This is a genomic window from Elusimicrobiota bacterium, from assembly GCA_041658405.1.
GTDB lineage: Bacteria > Elusimicrobiota > UBA5214 > JBBAAG01 > JBBAAG01 > JBBAAG01.
In genome coordinates this window covers 1-18734 of the sequence record JBBAAG010000063.1, presented here as the reverse complement: position 1 = coordinate 18734, position 18734 = coordinate 1, and the positions used below count along the sequence as shown (strand labels likewise).

Annotated in this window: 15 protein-coding genes; all 15 read left to right on the top strand. The window is 43.1% G+C overall.

All coding sequences use genetic code 11. The annotated features are described in order from the left end of the window. Positions 1–547, top strand: a 547-nt coding sequence (locus tag WC955_10195) for an OmpA family protein (GenBank protein MFA5859422.1), incomplete at its 5' end; no start/stop codon positions are given. Between the two features lie 114 nt (positions 548–661). Continuing rightward, positions 662–1417, top strand: coding sequence for a response regulator (locus tag WC955_10190; GenBank protein MFA5859421.1), 756 nt, complete (start codon positions 662–664; stop codon positions 1415–1417). Then, the gene (locus WC955_10185; protein MFA5859420.1) at positions 1395–2942 is read left to right on the top strand and encodes an ATP-binding protein; all 1548 of its coding nucleotides are present in this window, start codon (positions 1395–1397) and stop codon (positions 2940–2942) included. The genes WC955_10190 and WC955_10185 overlap by 23 nt, the downstream gene beginning before the upstream one ends. Then, positions 2942–3301 (top strand): response regulator, encoded by a 360-nt coding sequence (locus WC955_10180; GenBank protein ID MFA5859419.1) that lies wholly within the window; start codon positions 2942–2944, stop codon positions 3299–3301. The genes WC955_10185 and WC955_10180 overlap by 1 nt, the downstream gene beginning before the upstream one ends. A 177-nt stretch (positions 3302–3478) precedes the next feature. After that, entirely contained in the window at positions 3479–3691 is a 213-nt protein-coding gene (locus WC955_10175; GenBank protein MFA5859418.1) for a YtxH domain-containing protein, read from the top strand. A 56-nt stretch (positions 3692–3747) separates the two neighbouring features. Next, positions 3748–5298, top strand: a complete 1551-nt coding sequence (locus WC955_10170) for an OmpA family protein (GenBank protein ID MFA5859417.1) — start codon at positions 3748–3750, stop codon at positions 5296–5298. An 11-nt stretch (positions 5299–5309) separates the two neighbouring features. Further along, positions 5310–8225 carry an SBBP repeat-containing protein gene (locus WC955_10165; protein MFA5859416.1) on the top strand — a complete coding sequence of 972 codons (2916 nt, stop codon included), beginning with the start codon at positions 5310–5312 and terminating at the stop codon, positions 8223–8225. A gap of 107 nt (positions 8226–8332) precedes the next feature. Continuing rightward, entirely contained in the window at positions 8333–8899 is a 567-nt protein-coding gene (locus tag WC955_10160) for a hypothetical protein (GenBank protein ID MFA5859415.1), read from the top strand. Further along, complete coding sequence (locus WC955_10155; GenBank protein ID MFA5859414.1) at positions 8812–9789, top strand: hypothetical protein; 978 nt, start codon at positions 8812–8814, stop codon at positions 9787–9789. The genes WC955_10160 and WC955_10155 overlap by 88 nt, the downstream gene beginning before the upstream one ends. Before the next feature lie 22 nt (positions 9790–9811). Continuing rightward, positions 9812–11284 (top strand): hypothetical protein, encoded by a 1473-nt coding sequence (locus WC955_10150; GenBank protein ID MFA5859413.1) that lies wholly within the window; start codon positions 9812–9814, stop codon positions 11282–11284. A gap of 2 nt (positions 11285–11286) precedes the next feature. Continuing rightward, the gene (locus WC955_10145) at positions 11287–12249 is read left to right on the top strand and encodes a PorV/PorQ family protein (GenBank protein ID MFA5859412.1); all 963 of its coding nucleotides are present in this window, start codon (positions 11287–11289) and stop codon (positions 12247–12249) included. Positions 12250–12387: 138 nt separating this feature from the next. Beyond that, positions 12388–12960 (top strand): outer membrane beta-barrel protein, encoded by a 573-nt coding sequence (locus WC955_10140; protein MFA5859411.1) that lies wholly within the window; start codon positions 12388–12390, stop codon positions 12958–12960. Between the two features lie 74 nt (positions 12961–13034). After that, positions 13035–15464 (top strand): SBBP repeat-containing protein, encoded by a 2430-nt coding sequence (locus WC955_10135; GenBank protein ID MFA5859410.1) that lies wholly within the window; start codon positions 13035–13037, stop codon positions 15462–15464. A gap of 8 nt (positions 15465–15472) precedes the next feature. Further along, positions 15473–18508 (top strand): IPT/TIG domain-containing protein, encoded by a 3036-nt coding sequence (locus tag WC955_10130; protein ID MFA5859409.1) that lies wholly within the window; start codon positions 15473–15475, stop codon positions 18506–18508. 10 nt (positions 18509–18518) lie between these two features. After that, positions 18519–18734, top strand: a 216-nt coding sequence (locus WC955_10125) for a hypothetical protein (protein ID MFA5859408.1), incomplete at its 3' end; no start/stop codon positions are given.

Below are 18734 nucleotides of genomic sequence, written 5' to 3'. Positions count from 1 at the left end.
AAGCGGGATAACAGCAGGGATGGGTGTTAGGATACTGAAGAACATAATGTTTGACTACGCATACCTTTCATTTGGCGAACTGGGAGGATCCCACAGAGTCAGTTTGACCTACAAATTCTGGTGTCCCGGTCAAGCTGTTGAGGAACAGCCAGAGTCAATGGTTGACCCTCATGTTATCATCCTTGAAAAGTTAATCGTTCTTGAAGATACTCATTTCGAATTCGATTCGTCGACTCTTACAAAAGACGGTGCCAGGATAGTGATAGAAAATACCCAGGTTCTGAAAGACAATCCTGTAGCTAAAATCCGTATTGCTGGGTACGCCTCTGCTTCAGGTGCCGAAGAGTATAACCAAAAATTGAGCGAAAGAAGAGCAAACGCTATTAAAGAAATACTTGTGAAAGTAGGCGGTATTTCGCAGGATAGAATCGCAACAATCGGGTATGGTGAAACACGGCCGGCAATATTTGAACCGATACCCGCGCATATTGACTCTATGGAAGCACAGGCTAATATGCGGGTTCTGTTTGAAATCATAGTGAAATGAGACGAAGTGTAATTCTTCGGGTGGTGGAATGTGGCAAAATTAAACTAAAAAAGATATTAAAATGTTAATGGAAAGAAAGGTATAATCTACCTTGAAAGAAGCAGAACTAAAACTATGCCAAATACAATATTGTTAGTAGACGATGATGTAGAATTCAGGGAAGAGTTTAAGTATTTTCTGGAGGGATATAATGTTATAGAAGCATCGTCTGGAAAAGAAGCTATAAGTATATTAAAAAAACCAAATGAAATAGATCTTGTAATTTTAGATGTCATGATGCCCGGGTTGAATGGCATTGAAGTGTTAAAGGAAATAAAGCAGTTAGAACCGGGGGTTGGCGTTATTATTATTACCGGATACAGTTCAAAAGATAAAGCGGTAGAAGCATTACGGGGTAAAGCAGATGATTACCTTGAAAAGCCGGTAGATCCTGAAAAAGTACAAAAAATCATTGCCGCTGCATTGGAAAAAACGCTTAGCCTTCCGGATATTGACAGTATGGATACAGCCGGTAAAATGGAGCGTGTCTGTCAATATATACAAAGAAATGCGTTTAAAAAAATATCGCTTCAGGATGTCTCGGAGGCAGTATTCCTTAGCCCTAAATATATTAGCCGTGCATTTGGGAAAATTAAGGGTATGAATTTTAATGAATATAAAACAAAAGTTAAGTTTAATATTGCCCAAAAATTATTGAAGAAAACATGTTATAACATAAATCAGATATCGGATAAACTCGGGTTTCAAAATCCGGAATCGTTTATGCGCATGTTTAAAAAAATGAATGGGAGTACGCCTACGGACTTCCGGAAAAAATTGAAAATAATGAAAAAGAAGAAAGTTAAACATGGCAAGAAAACTAAAAAGTAGAGTAGTATCAAATCTTGTTCATATGTCCACGTTCCCGGAGTTGAATCCCAATCCTATCATTGAGATTAATTATAAGTGCAATCAAGTATTATACCTTAACCCTGCAATAAAACAATTGTTTCCGGATATAGAAGAAAAAGGTGCTAATCATCCGTGGTTTAAGGGTTTAAAACAGCGTAAAGGGTTCAAAAAGAATAAGGATGAGAGTATTTACAGATATATAAAAATAAAGGATCTGTTTTATAAACAAAACATATATTTTGTGAACTCTCAGCAGGTTATGCGGATTTATGGGGAAAACATTACGGAACGCATGCATTTTTATGAAACTATGCGGAATTCTGAATTACGTTTTCGCCGTCTTTTTGAAACAGCGCAGGATGGGATTTTAATTCTCCATGCAAATACTGGACGGATAACAGAAGTCAATCCTTTCCTGATAGACATGCTGGGGTATTCGAGAAAAGAGTTTTTAGGGAAAAGGCTTTGGGAGATCGGGCTTATTCAGGATATTGATGCTTCCCGGCGTGCGTTTTCAGAACTACAGAATAAATCATATATACGTTATGAACACCTACCGCTTAAAACAAAAAACGGAAAAGTGGTGGACGTTGAGTTTGTTAGTAACATATATTCGGTTGGGCATAATAAAGTAATACAGTGTAATATCCGGAATATAACAGACAGAAAAAAAATTGAAAAAAAGTTGGAAGTAGTATATAAAAATCTTGAAAATAAAGTAAGACAGCGTACCATGGAACTACAGAAAACAAACATTCAATTATCTCAGGAAATACAGCATCGCAAACAGACTGAAATTCAAATATTAAACGCACAGAAAGAATTGCTTTCAAGAGAACGCCTTTCTGCTGTAGGAACACTGGCGGCAACAGTGGCACACGAACTGCGCAATCCCCTTGCGGCTATCCAAATGGCAACCTATAATATCAGGAGAAAAGCGCAAAATCCTCTTCTGGACAAACATTTAGAAAATATAGAAAAAAAGATTCTGGAAAGCGATCGGATCATTAATAACCTGTTGTTTTATTCGCGGATAAAAGAACCGCAATATGAAAAGTTAAACATTTATAAAATTATTAATGAATGTGCTATAAGTATGAAGAAACAGGTTCAGAATAAAAAAATTGAAGTTTATAAAGTCCTTGACTCTATCAGAAACATTTCAGTAGAAGCAGATCCATTTCAGGTAAAAGAAGTATTGATCAATCTTTTAAACAATGCCTGTGATGCGGTATCCTCAAAAAAGGGAACCATAGAAATAGTTGCCGGTTTGGAGGGTAAGTTCCTGAAAATAGATATTATAGATAATGGCTCGGGAATTGAAGATGCTGATTTGCACAGAGTATTTGATCCGTTTTTTACGACAAAAGCTAAGGGGACAGGTTTAGGCCTTTCCGTTTGTATGCAAATAATTAACCAGCATAATGGGCGGATGGATATTAAGAGCCAAAAAGATAAGGGTACAACGTTTACTATACGATTGCCTTTGGAAAGATCAAAATAATGATAAAAAACATATTGATAATTGATGATGACAATGAACTCTGCGAAGAGTTGACGGATATTTTGGTAGATGAAGGATATTCCGTAAATACGGCATTTAACGGAACTGAGGGTATGTCCAAGATCAGTAATAACGTATACGATTTAATAATATTGGATTACAAAATGCCGGGTTTAAGCGGAGGCGATGTCCTGAGATTTATGAAGGAGAAGGATATCAATACCAGAGTTATTGTTGTCAGTGGAAAACCCTTTATAGAAAAACAGATAGAAGACGATAATATGTCAGGTTTTGTTTCCTCTATCATAAAAAAACCGTTTGTCATTAATTTCCTTCTTGAAAAAATCAAAACGTACTAACATTTCTTATCAACACTTAATAAGCAGATAAAAGTCAGACAAAAGCAGAGCCAGCCAATTACTATTCTTTGTGGTTTCAATTATTATTGTATCCAAGAGAAAAAGCCGTGATAAAGATAGAGTTCTTTAATCACGAACCAACTTTTTCTAAAAAATTGAAACAGGAGGAAGAAGAAAATGAGTGAAAGAAACAATGGGGAAACGATTTTGGTATTTCTTTTGGGCGGGGCAATAGGTGCATGTTTAGGATTACTCTTTGCACCGCAGTCGGGAGAAGCTACAAGAAAAAAAGGAAAGGATTTTTTCGATAGTATCAGCGAAAGAACCGGCGAACTAATAGAAGAAGGAAAGGAAAAATACGAAGAAATTAAGGCAGCCGTAAAGAAATAGAGTTGCAGGCAAAAGTTTAGTTAAAAAATATGGAGAGGATATAGATTAGAAAAATTATGAAAAAATGTTTAAACGTATTGTTAATTGTTACCGCATCATTGATGATGCAGACTCAGGTATACTCAGCGGCGGTAAATGCAAAACCGTCTTTCAGGATAGCATTCGTGCAAAGTGCAGCGAAAGCGATTAATTACCGGAATTTGAAAGGGCCTGTTGAAATTGATTTTAAGGGTATTGCAATCCTTTCTGATACCAAAGGCGTTGCTGCTGTTAGGAATAACAACGGTGTACTTGAGATTAAAGCAAAATTTGAGAAATTGATAGCACCCACTCAGTTCGGCTCGGAGTATATAACCTACATTTTGTGGGCAATATCTCCGGATGGGCGGGCAACCAATATTGGGGAGTTGATTGTTAAGAATGGTAGAAGTCAACTTAACGCAAAAACGTCTTTACAGGCATTGAGCCTTATTGTTACGGCTGAACCTTACTTTGCTGTTTCACAACCGAGCGATGTTGTGATTTTAGAAAATGTAATCAAGGCCGATAATGTAGCTAAGATTGAAGTAATTGACGCAAAATATGAATTGCTTCCTAAAGGGCAATACGTAAAAAATGTCGTCGCTACGGAATTTCAGCCGAATGTTATGAATAGGAAGATTCCTTTTAATGTCTATCAAGCACAGAACGCCGTGCGGATTGCTAAAGCTGCGGGGGCAGAAACTTATGCAGCTGAGAGCTTCAAAAAAGCAGAACGGCTTCTGGCTTTAGCTGAAACAAAAGAAGGCGGGATAAAAGGCCAGGCTATGACAGCACGTGAAGCTGTTCAAAGCGCAGAGGATAGCCGTTCTATTGCCATAAAACGCCAGGCGGAGGAAGAAAGTGTTTTTGAAAAACAGCAGCAACAAGCTCAGGTTAACAGTGCCAATATCAGAGCAGCCGATGCAACTGCAGAAAAGTTGAAAGCGGAAGATGCTCAATCTAAAGCAGAGCAGGCAAAAATACAGTCGGACAATGAACGTCTCACAGCTCTTACATTAGCCACCAATGCTGTAGCATCCTCAAATAGCTCCCAGGCAGATGCGAAAGCGGCTCGGACAGTAGCTGAGAAATCTAAAGGACAAGCGGATGTTGCTAATAGTAGAGCACAAAAGGCTGAAGGTGAAAAAACTATCCTACGCGCGCAACTCCTGCAACAGTTAAATTCAATTCTGCAAACGCGGGATACAGCCCGGGGCCTTATCGTTAATATGTCCGATGCTCTTTTCCAAACAGGAAGTTCAGAGTTAATGCCGTTGGTACGCGAGAAACTGGCAAAAATAGCGGGGATTATATCATCGCGGCCAGATTTAAAATTGAGCGTTGAAGGGCATACCGATAGCGTTGGAAGCGATGAGTTTAATCAGCAGTTATCAGAAAAACGAGCGCAGGCAGCACGGGATTATCTTGTGAGCCAGGGTGTGTCGGTCAATTCCATTGTGTCACGGGGGTATGGAAAAACTCTACCTATTGAATCAAATACTACATCTCTAGGCCGGGAAAAAAACCGGAGAGTAGAGTTGGTTGTGAGTGGTGAAACTATAGGAACATTAGCAATTGCTAAATGATATCGTAATTTGTGAAAATAGTTTATAGTTTGATTTTATTGACGAGTTTGGTGATAAGTCCCGCATTTGCGGGACTTATCCCTACGTCTGCAGAGAGCACCTACGCCAACCTCCCGTTGAGTTTTGAAGCTAACCGCGGTCAAACCGCAGAGGAAGTAAAGTTTATTGCCCGGGGTAAAGGATACACACTGTTTCTGACTAATTCAGAAGCCGTGTTATCCCGCCAACTTGATGTGGTCCGCATGAAACTTAAAAACGCAAATCCCAACCCTGTGGTCCAAGGACTGGATATGTTGTCAGGTAAAAGTAATTACTTGACCGGTAACGACTCAAGACAATGGCATGCCAACGTAAAACAGTATTCTAAAGTTAAGGTTAACCAAGCATATCCCGGGATCGACATAGTCTATTATGGGAATCAAGGACAGCTGGAATACGATTTTGTAGTTGCACCTGGTGCAAACCCGAAGCTTATCCGTATGAATTTTGAGGGAGCGAAAAATATAGAACTGGACAACCATGGAAATCTAGTTTTGAGTTTAACCACTGGACAGTTGGCATTCAGCGCGCCGATACTTTATCAGAAAATAGGGAATACAAAAACAACAGTAGAGGGACAGTTTGTGTTAGCCAGAAATAATCAGGTTAGTTTTAAGGTAGGGCCTTATGACAAGAGTAAAGAACTGGTAATCGACCCGACTTTACTGTATTCCACATACTTGGGTGGTACTGGAAATTATGAAGACCGGGTGAACGCTATTGCGTTGGATAGTTCAGGAAATATTTATCTTACAGGCTTAACAATTGCAAGTAGTTTCCCGGGGACGACAGATCATTACGATTCATCTAACAACGGCGGGACAGACGCTTTTGTTACCAAGATCAGTGCGGCAGGAACTCTTTTATGGTCAACATATTTAGGCGGTGATGCGATTGACATTGCGAATGCGATCACTGTTGATGGTGCGGGGATTGTTCATGTCACTGGAGAAACAACTTCAACAACCTTCCCAAAAGTAGGCCCGCAATATCAAGCTGGGCTTAGAGGCGGAACAGATGCTTTTGTATTGGCAATTGAGGCCGACGGTACAGCATTGGTTTACTCAACTTATCTTGGAGGGGCGCAAGAAGATTACGGTTATGGAATAGCTGTGGATACTACAGGTAATGCTTATGTAACAGGGGGTACCGGCTCTTTTGCTGATGTTGACACTGGTTTTCCGCAAACAGTAAATTGCTATCAGTCCGTCAGTTTATCAGCGCCTGTGAGCGATGCGTTTGTGTCAAAATTTTCACCGGCAGGAGCTGTTGCGTATTCCACTTTCTTAGGAGGTTCAACAGCAGATATTGGACGTGCAATTGCGATTGACAGGATAGGTAATGCCTATGTAACCGGCCAGGCGAAGCCAGGTACATTTCCTATAATTGCAGGTGCTTTTAAACCTACGAGTACCGGGCCGAGCGATGCATTTGTATCGAAAATCAGTTCTTCAGGCGCTAATTTACTTTATTCAACATGGTTAGGCGGTGACGTTGACGATGATGCATTCGGTATAGCGTTGGAAGGTACAGATCCCGATACACTTAAAGTTTATATAACTGGATATACGAATTCTAGCTCTTTTCCTAATGGCAACGACTTTTTTGCCACGGTCGGTCAAATATCCAACGCCGGTGCACCGGATGCATATGTGTTTAAGATGAACATGAACGGCGGCGGAGGCCTTCTCGACGGAGTTTATGCCACATATTTGGGCGGTTCGGGTGAGGACAAGGCGACCTCCATTAAAGTTGATACCATAGGCAACGCTTATGTAACCGGGCATACCCTTTCGACTAATTTTCCATTGATGAATGAAATCACTAGCGATAGTACTGGAGGTAAAGCGTTTGTTACGGAGATCAGCTCCACCGGAGCCACAAAAGTGTTTTCTACCTATTTAGGCGGAACCACTGATCAATGGGGAAACGGGATTGAATTAGATAGTTCAAGAAATGTTTATATAGCTGGATACACAAGTTCCTCGGATTTTCCTACAGCCAGCACAACCACGATGCCCAGTATAATCCAATCGGTGTATGCCGGAGGATCGTATGACGGATTTTTTACAAAAATATCAGCGCCCTCACCCATTCCTGCGGCGATTACCAACCTGACAGCATTAACCGGGACTGGTGCGAGGACGATTATCCTTAACTGGACGGCACCCGGGTATGAGGGGAATTCAAATAATATTACTGGCGGACAGTATCGTATAAGATATGCTACGTATGTAGTAGAATCTGCGGATTATTGGACGACAGGTACGTGGGCGGATTATGAAAATAAGTATGAACAATACATATCAACCGACCTTGTAACGGGAACGTGGGAGAATTATACGTTGACTGGTTTAATCTCGATGACGACTTACTATATAAGAATATGGACTCGAGATGGAAATATAAACAATTGGTCAGCGATATCTAACGGCGCAACCAATTATGCACAAGATCAAATCCTTGGTGTCAGTATAGACATTGATACTTACGCATTTGGTACTTTACAGGTAAACATGTCAAGTATTACGGCAACTGTTGCGATAGTTACGAATACAGGCAATATGGTTGCTACCTGGGATCTGCGTGCAGCAACAACGACTGCAGGGAGTCCATGGCAGATTGCAACTACTTCCGGGACAGACCGGTTTGTGCTTTATACAGGGTTGAACGCAACCCGGCCGTCTAGCATCGACTTCGGTGACGAAGATAAATTGACGGATAGTAAACAATTATGTACGGCATCCAGGTTTGCTATTGGCCAAACCGGCGTTTCTGTGCCGGTAGCCGACACACGGAATTTGTGGGTACAGATATTGATGCCGACGATAAGTAATGTAGATACGCAACAGGAAATAACGGTTTATATAACGGCAAACATGCCTTGAATCATAATGTTTTAAAGAAAGGGGTGATAGATAATAAAAAGAGTATTTATTGGATAGTTGAGAGAAAAGTCTAGTAAGACAATTGCCAAAATAAGGAGGCAAAGACAATGAAACGTATTTTAGGTTTAGTATTATCAGCGGCGATATTATTTACCGCACTAGGGATTGTAACAGCAGCAAATTGGGGTGATTCGTTTACAGTGACGTTAACCCCGACCGGCGATCGCGGTGTAATTATTGACACAACAACGGTTGCGATGGGTGACCTTGTACTTGGTACAACAAACTCAACAACGTCGCCGATTCCCGTAATTTCTACCGGCACATTAGCGCCGATAGAGTATACGATGAACGGTTCAATTGCTGGCGGATGGGCATTATCAGCCGACGGCAGTGCAAGTGCGCAGAACGAACTTGCAGTATTTGCGTTGTTTAACGCAGCAGCGCCGGCAACCGGCGATTTCGCGTCGAGTACATCAAGAAACTTGCTAGTAACCAGCGCGCAGCAAGTAGCGGATGGCGCACCGGGGAAATATGAAGGCGATGAGGATCTGGACAGTATGTCGTTAAACGCATTACGCCATTTATGGTTGAAGCTGATCACTCCGCCAACAGCGTCAATTATTGCCACGCAAACGGTAACGATAACGATTACTGCGGAAGCTGCGGACTAATTGTGGGGGTACTACTCTTAATACTTTTGTTATGTAGCACTCCTGCGAGTGCGGAGCTCGGGTTGCGTACGCGGTTCAGCGACGCTATACTCGAGAATCTTGAACTCGGGCGGAGTTACAATCTCCGCGAGCTACGGAGGTTGCCATATACAATAATTAATTGTAGTACCGTAGGGATTGATGTATTGACCGAGATGGAGATCCCTGCAAAAGAAGCGTGTATTGAAGGTTACGAACCAATACCTGATCCGAACTGGGTACAGATAATTCCTAACCGCACAAAAATCGGGGTGAATGAAAATGTTTCCAGTGATATTGTTGTGACGGTACCCAATGATACTGTGTATGTTGGAAGGCATTTCCAGGTGGCTATTTGGTCTCATACTCTAAGGACCGGGATGTTGGGTGTTGGAGTCAGGAGCCGGTTGAGGTTCTCAACAGGTCAAGGGCCGGAGACGTTGAAGAAGGAAAAACAAATACGAGGGTTGTTAACTTTGGATATCGATATGACACCCAGTAGCGTATATGTTCTCAATGTTCCGGCTGGAAAAAAAGTGGATCTCAGGAAAGAGAAGAACGTAGGGTTGAAACTTACGAACCGTACTGATGCGAAGGTTGTTGTTAAGGTAGAGCCCGTACCGTATAACGTTCAGATGGGCGGATTGCCGCCGGGGTATGAACCCGCGCCGGATCTTGCGTGGTTAGAATTAAAACCACAAAAGGTGAAGGTTAACAGCAACCAGATTGTGGACATAAAAATATTTATCAATATACCGGATAGGACGGAGTATAAAGGAAAAAAGTTTGTGTTTTTGGTTAAAGGCGAAGTTAGTGCAAAAGATGTGTTACCGATTGAGTTGTATACCAAAGTGTTTGTAACGCTGAAATAAGGTTAAGGAAGAAATTATGAAGATGCGGAGTATTTTGAAACTTGTAGCAGGTACCATGTTACTCATGGCTGCCTGCTGTATTGTTTCAACCCCGCATCTAATAGCAGCGAGCTGGGGTGATAGTTTTAATATTACGTTCACTCCGGTATCATCAGACACTGTACCGCCAGCGGGAGTTACCGGTTTGTTTACGGAAACAACATCAAAAAACGGGGAGGTTAAAGTTACATGGACATCCCCAGGGGAAGACGGTACAGTTGGCGCTATATTACGCGGGCAGTGGGTACTAAAATATACTGACAGCCTATTAGACAATTTTGATACTGCGCCATACTCGAAGTCAGCAGAGTTTTCTGCTGCAGAGGGTACGGTATCATCAACGACGATCAGCGGCCTGGTTGTTGGGACAACGTATTATTTTTGGATAAAAATTAGTGATGAACGGCTGAACTGGTCGGAATTATCTAATAAACGTTCATTTGTGGTGTACGACATGTGGCCTACAGCATTTAGTTTGAGATTACCTTTGGATAATGGTACCGCGAGTTTGGTAAAGCCGGTATTTACATGGCAGTCATCTTATGCAGGGAGTGATGACGGAAGTTTTAGAGATGAAATTACATATTCATTAACCTATAGCACGGCAGTGGGATTTGGGAGTTATACTCAAATTGATACGACGGATACAACATTTACAGTGTTAAAGGATTTAGATAATGTTACAACGTATTATTGGAAAGTGATGGCGTATGACTGTTATAGCGCAAGTGTTACCAGCACGCAGACCGGCTGGAAATTTTTTGTTCTCGGTATCAACTTTAAATACTCGGACCTCAACAACGATGGTGTGCTTGAGTATGTTGGTAATGGTGATAGCAGTAATGTTGGTGGATACGATATATACCGCGATCCGTCCGGGATATGTAAATCGTTAATACAACTTGATGCGGATAATGATAATAAGATTGATCATTTCGTAGATATTACTAGCGATGGTATACCAGACAAATACTATGATCCGGATAATGATATTGTGACAATTATTAAACAAATTGACGTTGACGGTGACGGAGATAAAGAGTTGGTGTTTGATACAAACAATGACGGGAAGCTGGATAAGTTTATTTCCGCGTCGTATTATAACATCATATTTGAATATATCAAAATACAAGAACCCAAATTATATCCCGGTGTGCCAAATCCGTTTAACCCAATGAATGGCAACTCAATGGCTATTGTGTTTGACCTTACAGAATCCGGAAATGTTGTGATGGAAATTTATAATATCGCCGGTGAAAAAATAGGTGTATTAATTAATGGATACCGCATGGCAGGACGGCATAGGATTAACTGGAATGGCGGTAACGGTGAGTTTGACGGGACTGACGGGCAAATAGTTGGAAGTAATAAAAAGGTTGGTTCTGGCGTGTACATAATAATGCTTACTATAGATAAACAAGTTAAGACTACCCGCGTGGCGGTGAAGAAGAGGTAAATATGTATAAACATTTTGTTATTTTTTTATTAATACTGGTGTCAAGCGCTGTAAATCTTAATAGCGCAATCAACGACAACGCGGGGACTACAAGTGCGAACTTTTTAAAAATATTGTCTTCAGCGCGTTCCGATGGAATGGCATCTGCATTTATTGCCGTAGCAGATGATGTTAATTCCTTATATTTCAACCCTGCAGGATTAACAGGTGTTAAACGTAAAGAAATTCAGACAACGTACAGTGCGTGGTTTGAAAATTCAAGTTTTGGACTATTGGATTATGGTATGCCGCTAGCTAAAAATAATTGCCTGGGTATAGGGTTGGGATACTTTTCGTATGGCGAGATGGCAAAAACTTCGCTGATAGATGCTGCAGGTATACCCGTTCAGGATGGTACGTTTAATGCGTGGGATTTTAATGTGTTATTGGGTTATGCACAGAGTTTGTACCGTGACAATGATACAAAATGGTTGTACGGGTTGGCGTATGGGATAAACGCAAAAATTATTACGCGAAGTATTGACTCCAGCACTATTGCAACTGCAGCGATTGATATTGGCGTGCTTTATACACCGCTGAAATTTCTTAATATAGGGTTTGCAGTACAAAATATTGGGCCGGGACTGAAATATGAAAATTATTCTGATAATTTACCGCTTAATATCAGGTTAGGGCTTGCACAAACAGTTATCTTTAATCCGATACACAAGTTGATCTGTGCTATAGATATCAGTCAGCCGGTAGATAATAATACCAGATTTCTCGCCGGAGTGGAGTATGCGTATAAAAATATACTATTTTTCCGTACGGGGTTGAGATATAACTATGATACTAACTGGTTCACCACCGGGATCGGGGTGAGATACGGACATTACCGACTTGACTACGCATATTTACCGTTTGGCCCGTTAGGGAACGCGCATAAGCTTACATTGGTGTTCACAGGTTTTCCCAGGAGTAGGTAGATAAAAGTCAGTAAAAAGGAGAACCAGCCAATTCTCATATTGCTTGAATCAAGGTATTATTGTATCCAAGATGAAAAAGAATGGTGACGAAGAAAGAGGAGAAAGTAAACTAAAAAATATATGAAAAAGGAGAAGAGTATGGTAAAGGTTTTGCTTAAAAGTATTGTGATGTTGGCAATACTATTTGGTTTGAATGAAGTTTCGTTCGGGAAGAGCCCCGGTACTCCCGACAAGATATTATCTATTGGCCCGCGTATAACTTTTACGCAGCCCAAAGATGCGGATTCCGGTGCGTTATATGGCGGTGCGCAAGTTCGGTTATCATTGACCCAGATTCTAAAGCTGGAAGGTTCAATTGATTACCGGAGTAATGATTTTGCGCTGTTTACCAAAGTTAATGTTGTCCCTATACAAGCATCAGTCATGACCTACATTAATACGGGTACATCAATAAGCCCGTACTTACTGGCTGGTGCGGGATTGTATTATACCCAGGTAGAAGGCCCGTTTAATCTGAGCTATACCACTAACAGGTTTGGCGTGCATATTGGTGCTGGGTTAGAGGTTTTATTAACTGATACACTGTCATTAGACAGCAGTTTCCGTAGTCTATGGGTTGAGAAATTCAGTTCAAAAGACGCAGCTGCAATTGATAAAGAATATGAAGACAGCGGGTATATGATTACACTCGCGTTAAACTTATTATTTTAATTGAAAATATGAAAAAGGAAAATATGAAAGGGAAAAATGTGAAAACATTAATGATTGAAAAGGAGATAATAGATATGAAATCTATTTCATGGTTCAGATGTATAGTTCTCGTAGTAAGTATGATGTTAACATCCGCAGGTATAAGTTTTGCGGCAGCGAAGTCGGATTATGCCAACCTCCCGTTGAGTTTTGAAACTAACCGCGGTCAAACCGCAGAGGAAGTAAAGTTTATCGCCCGGGGTAAAGGATACACACTGTTCCTGACTAATTCAGAAACTGTGTTGTCCATACAGCCAACATCAACTTCTGGAACCAAAAAAGTTGATGTGGTTCGTATGAAACTCAAGGGCGCTAATACCAAGTCTGTGGTAAAAGGTATAGGCCTTTTGCCAGGGAAAAGTAATTATTTGACTGGTAGTGACCAGCAGAAATGGCATACCGACGTAGAACAGTATTCCAAAGTGGCATATAAGCAGGCCTATCCGGGAATCGATGTGGTCTATTATGGAAATCAGGGACAGCTGGAATACGATTTTGTCGTCGCGCCAAAGGCAAACCCTGGGCTTATCCGCATGAATTTTGAGGGAGCCAAAAGGCTCGAACTGGATAAACAGGGCAATCTCATCCTGAGTTTAACAGAAGGCAAGTTGACTTTTAATGCTCCGATACTTTACCAGAAAACAGGGAACGAAAAAACAATAGTGGATGGCCGATTTGTGTTGGCCAGTAATAAACAGGTGCGTTTTAAGGTAGGGTCTTATGATAAAAGTAAAGAACTGGTAATAGATCCTACATTAACATATTCAACCTATTTGGGAGTAAGTGTTGAAGACCGGGTTAATGCCCTAGTGGTAGACGCCGCAGGTAATGTTTATATGACAGGACAAACAGTTGATGTCGTAGATAAGTTTCCAGGTACCAGCTTAGCTGGGATGTATCAATCTAGTAATGGCACCGGCGCCTTTGATGCATTTGTTATAAAAATCAATTCGCTCGGAGCTATCGTGTGGGCCACCTATTATGGCGGTACAGGTAGTGAAAAAGGGCTTGGTATAGGCGTGGACGGGACGAATGCTAGTGGTAACGGTCCAAAAGTTTATATCACAGGATCAATTGCCTCAGGAACACTACCGGCTTCAACGGCGCTTGGTACTGATATTGGAGTTGGAACAGACACAGACGCTTTTATAGCAGCCTTTGGTAATGACGGTAAGTCTCTTGTTTACGCGCACGCGTTCGGCGGCCCCCAGGATGATAGTGGTAATGGGATCGCCGTGGATGCGGCAGGTAACGCATATGTAACGGGCGGCACTCTTTCTATGGCTGCCGATAGTTTTCCTTATACGTTCAACGGAGGTGCAGTATTTACATATACGCTAGGTTGTGCACAGTCTACAGCCGGTGGAGCGGGCGATGCATTTGTGTCGAAATTCGATGCAGCCGGTATTCTTAAGTATTCTACATATTTAGGTGGTACGGGAATAGATCAGGCAAACGCAATTGCCATTGATAGTCTGGGTAATGCATATGTTTGCGGCCAATGCGGAGATACCTTTGTTGCACCAGGCGTGAAGTATGCCGGTGTTTTTAAGCAAACCCAAAACAGTAACCCTGATGGGTTCATAGCAAAATTGGATCCAACGGGCGCAGATTTTGTTTATAAAACATACTTAGGCGGATCAACGCCACCGACCGATGCTACTGGTATCGCGTTGGATAGTAATGACAATGTTTATGTAACAGGATGGACGATGTCAGCTGATATGCCTAAAACAAGTCCAGGTACTGACAGGATTGGTCAAACAACTATAGATACCGCGCCGGATGCGTATATATTTAAGATGAAAATGGATCTTACAGGCGCTGGCGATGCGAAGTATTTCACTTATTTAGGTGGTGATACTGACGATAGAGCTACTGCCATCACGGTTGATACAGTAGGCAACGCTTATGTGACCGGGAGAACAACTTCGTTGGATTTCGTAGTCGATGATACATTAATACGTCCTGCATCTATTCAAACACCTTTCGACAGCGTGTTAGGTGCGACGGCAAAAGTGTTTGTGACTGTAATAGGCCCGACTGGGGCTACCCGTTTGTTTAACACATATATGGGAGGCGTGACAGAGCAGAAAGGGATGGGGATTGGCTTGGATGCCAGTCATAATATTTATGTGGCGGGATGGACCAATTCCACTGATTTCCCCACTTCTACACATAGTTTCCCTACGACCTTATCGCTTTATCCGGAAAATAAGGGATCATATGATGGTTTCGTAATGAAAATTTCCGCGGTGTCACCTATAATTAAGCCGGTGGTTACCAACGTTAATCCAAAAACCGGTCCTCTCACTGGAGGAACTACGGTTGTTATTACCGGTACCAATTTTACCGGGATCCTCATTTCGTCAGGTGTTAAGTTCGGCGGAGTTTACGCTTCGACTTTTACTGTAATGCTTCAACGGAGATCGTTGCAATATCACCAGTACATATTGAAGGAGTAGTAGATATCGTGGTGACCAGCACAGCGGGTGCATCTTTGGTTGTGGCAGTAGATACCTACACTTATATCAACATACCTGCAATAACTAGTGTTAATCCAAACTTTGGCCCCCTCACCGGAGGAACCACGGTTGTTATCACCGGTACAGGGTTCTTCGGTATCTTCTCTTCATCCGGCGTCATGTTCAGCGGGGTGAACGCTTCGACTTATACCGTAAATTCTTCTACGCAAATAACGGCAATCGCGCCGGCACATGCGATAGGGGTCGTCGATATCGTGGTAACGAGTACTGCGAGTGCAACTCCTATTGTACTGGCAGATCGTTATACATATTATCCTCTACCTACAGTCACTAATGCCAATCCAAATTTTGGCGCTCTTACTGGGGGAACCACGGTTGTTATTACTGGTACCAACTTTAATGGTATCTTTGTTTCATCCGGCGTAAGGTTCAACGGGGTGAACGCTGCGAGTTATGTCGTAAACTCTTCAACGCGGATCACGGCAATCACGCCGGCACATGCGGTTGGAGTCGTCGATATCGTGGTGGTAAGCACAGCGGGTGCATCTTTGGTTGTGGCGGTAGATACCTATACGTATTTTGCTTTACCTGCGATCACAAGCGTTAATCCAAATATTGGCCCTCTTGCAGGAGGTACAACAGTTGTTATCACGGGTACCGGGTTCATCGGTATCACTGGAGTGACAGGAGTAAAATTCGGCGCAGTGAACGCTGCAAGTTATATAGTAAATTATTCTACGCAAATCACGGCGATAGCGCCAGCGCAGGCGGCGGGGACAGTGGACATCGTGGCAACGAGCCCGGTGGGCGCATCTCCGATCGTGTTGGCAGATCGCTACTCGTATGCTAACTCTAATGCCCCTATGATCACCAGCGTTAGCCCAAATTTTGGCCCGCTTTCCGGGGTCATCACGGTTGTTATTACCGGTGCCAATTTTACCGGTATCACCGTATCATCCGGCGTCATGTTTGGCGGGGTGAACGCAGCGAGTTATACAGTAAATTCTTCTACGCAGATCACGGCGATCCCGCCGGCGCATGCAGTGGGTGTTGTTGACATCGTAGCGACGAACCCGCTCGGCGGCCCATCTCCGATCGTGCTGGCAGGCCGGTATACGTATGCTAATGTACCTGCGATTACCAGCATCAGTCCAAATATAGGCATTTCTACAGGAGGAACAACGGTTGTTATTACCGGTACCGGGTTTACCGGCATCACCGGAGTGACAAGCGTTAAGTTCGACACAGTGAACGCCACGAGTTATGTCGTAGATTCGGATACGCAGATTACGGCGGTCGCACCGGCACATGCGGCGGAAGTAGTGGACGTTGTGGCGACGAGCATAGCGGGTACATCTCCGATCGTGCTGGGAGTCAATTACAGGTATGCTAATATACCGACGATCACTAACGTTAGTCCAAATTTTGGCCCGCTTTCCGGGGTCATCACGGTTGTCATTACCGGTACCGGGTTTACCGGCACTACTGGTGCGGCAAGCGTTAAGTTCGGCGCAGTGAACGCTGCGAGTTATACTGTAAATGCGGATACACAAATCGTGGCGATAGCGCCGGCTCAGGCGGCAGGGACTGTGGATATCATAGCGACAAGCCCGGTGGGTACATCTCTGGCCGTACTGGCAGATCGCTATACGTATGCCAATGTACCTGCGATCAGTGGCATCACTCCAAATATTGGCCTTGCTACCGGGGGAACAACGGTTGTCATTACTGGCACCGGGTTTACCGGTATCACCGTTTCATCTGGCGTCATGTTCGGCACAGTGAATGCTACGAGTTATGTAGTGGATTCGAATACGCAAATTACGGCAATAACGCCGGTGCATGTTGTGGGAACAGTAAACATCGTGGTGACGAACCCGTCAGGCACATCTCCAACCGTGCTGGCAGATCGCTATACGTATGCTATTATCCCTGCGATTACTAGTGTTAATCCAAACTTTGGCCCGCTTGCGGGGGTCATCACTGTTGCCATTACAGGTTCCGGCTTCACTGGAATAACTGGAGCAACTAGCGTCACGTTTGGCGGAGTGAATGCAGTAAGTTATATAGTGGATTCAGATACACAAATTTCAGCAATAGTTCCAGCGCACGCGGCAGGAACAGTAGATATCGTGATAACGAACTTGGTAGGAACATCTCCAACCGGAGTAGCAGATGCCTATACATATGCTGATATACCGGCAATCACAGGGCTAACTCCCAAAATCGGTATTATTACCGGAGGAACAACGGTTGTTATCGCCGGGACCGGTTTTACCGGTATCACCGGAGTAGACGGCGTTAAGTTCGGTACGGTGAACGCTGTGAGTTATGTCGTGAATTCTGATACGCAGCTTACGGCGATTACACCAGCGCATGCAGCGGGAGTCGTTGACGTCGTAACAAAGAGTATGGCAGGCACGTCTCCAATCGTGCTGGTAGATCGCTTTATATACGCTAGTATACCTGCAATCACTGGTATTAGCCCAATATTTGGCCCAGCTACAGGCGGAACAACAGTTGTTATTACAGGGTCCGGGTTTAATAACATCATCGGTGTGGCCGGTGTAAAGTTTGATACGGTGAACGCCACGAGTTATGTCGTAGATTCGGATACGCAGCTCACGGCGGTATCGCCAGCGCATACAGCAGGGGTTGTTGATATAGTAATGACCAACCCGGTAGGATCATCACCAATCGTGCAGGCAGACAAATATACGTACTTCCTTACATCAGTTATTGGCACCTACTTTGACCCGTATATCTTCCCCTCACCCGCGACAGGCAGTACGGCATTTATTGCGTACTACATGACGGACTCAGGCCTCGCGAATATCCGTATATATAACGAGATCGGTGAGCTTATAGATGCGTTAGAAGAAAGAAAATCGTCTGGTGCACAGAGCTCAAGTATCGATGTTGATAAAATGGCGCCGGGAGTGTATTTCTATCTTTTGAATATGAACTACGACGGCGGGACGACGCAGAAACATTCTAAACGCAAATTCGTGGTTATACACTGAGGAGGAAATTATGAAAATAAATTCGGAGGATAAATACATGAAGATTAAAAAGATCGGTATGGTATTAATGACAGCAGCGTTATTCAGCGGGCTAGCATGCATAGCTGAAACTGCGCAGGTGGCAGGGGGAAGCCTGGGTATGCCGTTGACCCGCGAAGGCGGGACAGCCCGTGCGATGTCAATGGGGTCAGCGGTTGTTGGAGTACCCCAGGATTCATCATCCTTG

Excerpts from the sequence above, each read along its gene's own strand:
- WC955_10190 (MFA5859421.1), top strand. The coding sequence starts at position 662 with ATGCCAAATACAATATTGTTAGTAGACGATGATGTAGAATTCAGGGAA.
- WC955_10185 (MFA5859420.1), top strand. The coding sequence starts at position 1,395 with ATGGCAAGAAAACTAAAAAGTAGAGTAGTATCAAATCTTGTTCATATG.
- WC955_10180 (MFA5859419.1), top strand. The coding sequence starts at position 2,942 with ATGATAAAAAACATATTGATAATTGATGATGACAATGAACTCTGCGAA.
- WC955_10175 (MFA5859418.1), top strand. The coding sequence starts at position 3,479 with ATGAGTGAAAGAAACAATGGGGAAACGATTTTGGTATTTCTTTTGGGC.
- WC955_10170 (MFA5859417.1), top strand. The coding sequence starts at position 3,748 with ATGAAAAAATGTTTAAACGTATTGTTAATTGTTACCGCATCATTGATG.
- WC955_10160 (MFA5859415.1), top strand. The coding sequence starts at position 8,333 with ATGAAACGTATTTTAGGTTTAGTATTATCAGCGGCGATATTATTTACC.
- WC955_10155 (MFA5859414.1), top strand. The coding sequence starts at position 8,812 with ATGGTTGAAGCTGATCACTCCGCCAACAGCGTCAATTATTGCCACGCA.
- WC955_10150 (MFA5859413.1), top strand. The coding sequence starts at position 9,812 with ATGCGGAGTATTTTGAAACTTGTAGCAGGTACCATGTTACTCATGGCT.
- WC955_10145 (MFA5859412.1), top strand. The coding sequence starts at position 11,287 with ATGTATAAACATTTTGTTATTTTTTTATTAATACTGGTGTCAAGCGCT.
- WC955_10140 (MFA5859411.1), top strand. The coding sequence starts at position 12,388 with ATGGTAAAGGTTTTGCTTAAAAGTATTGTGATGTTGGCAATACTATTT.
- WC955_10135 (MFA5859410.1), top strand. The coding sequence starts at position 13,035 with ATGAAATCTATTTCATGGTTCAGATGTATAGTTCTCGTAGTAAGTATG.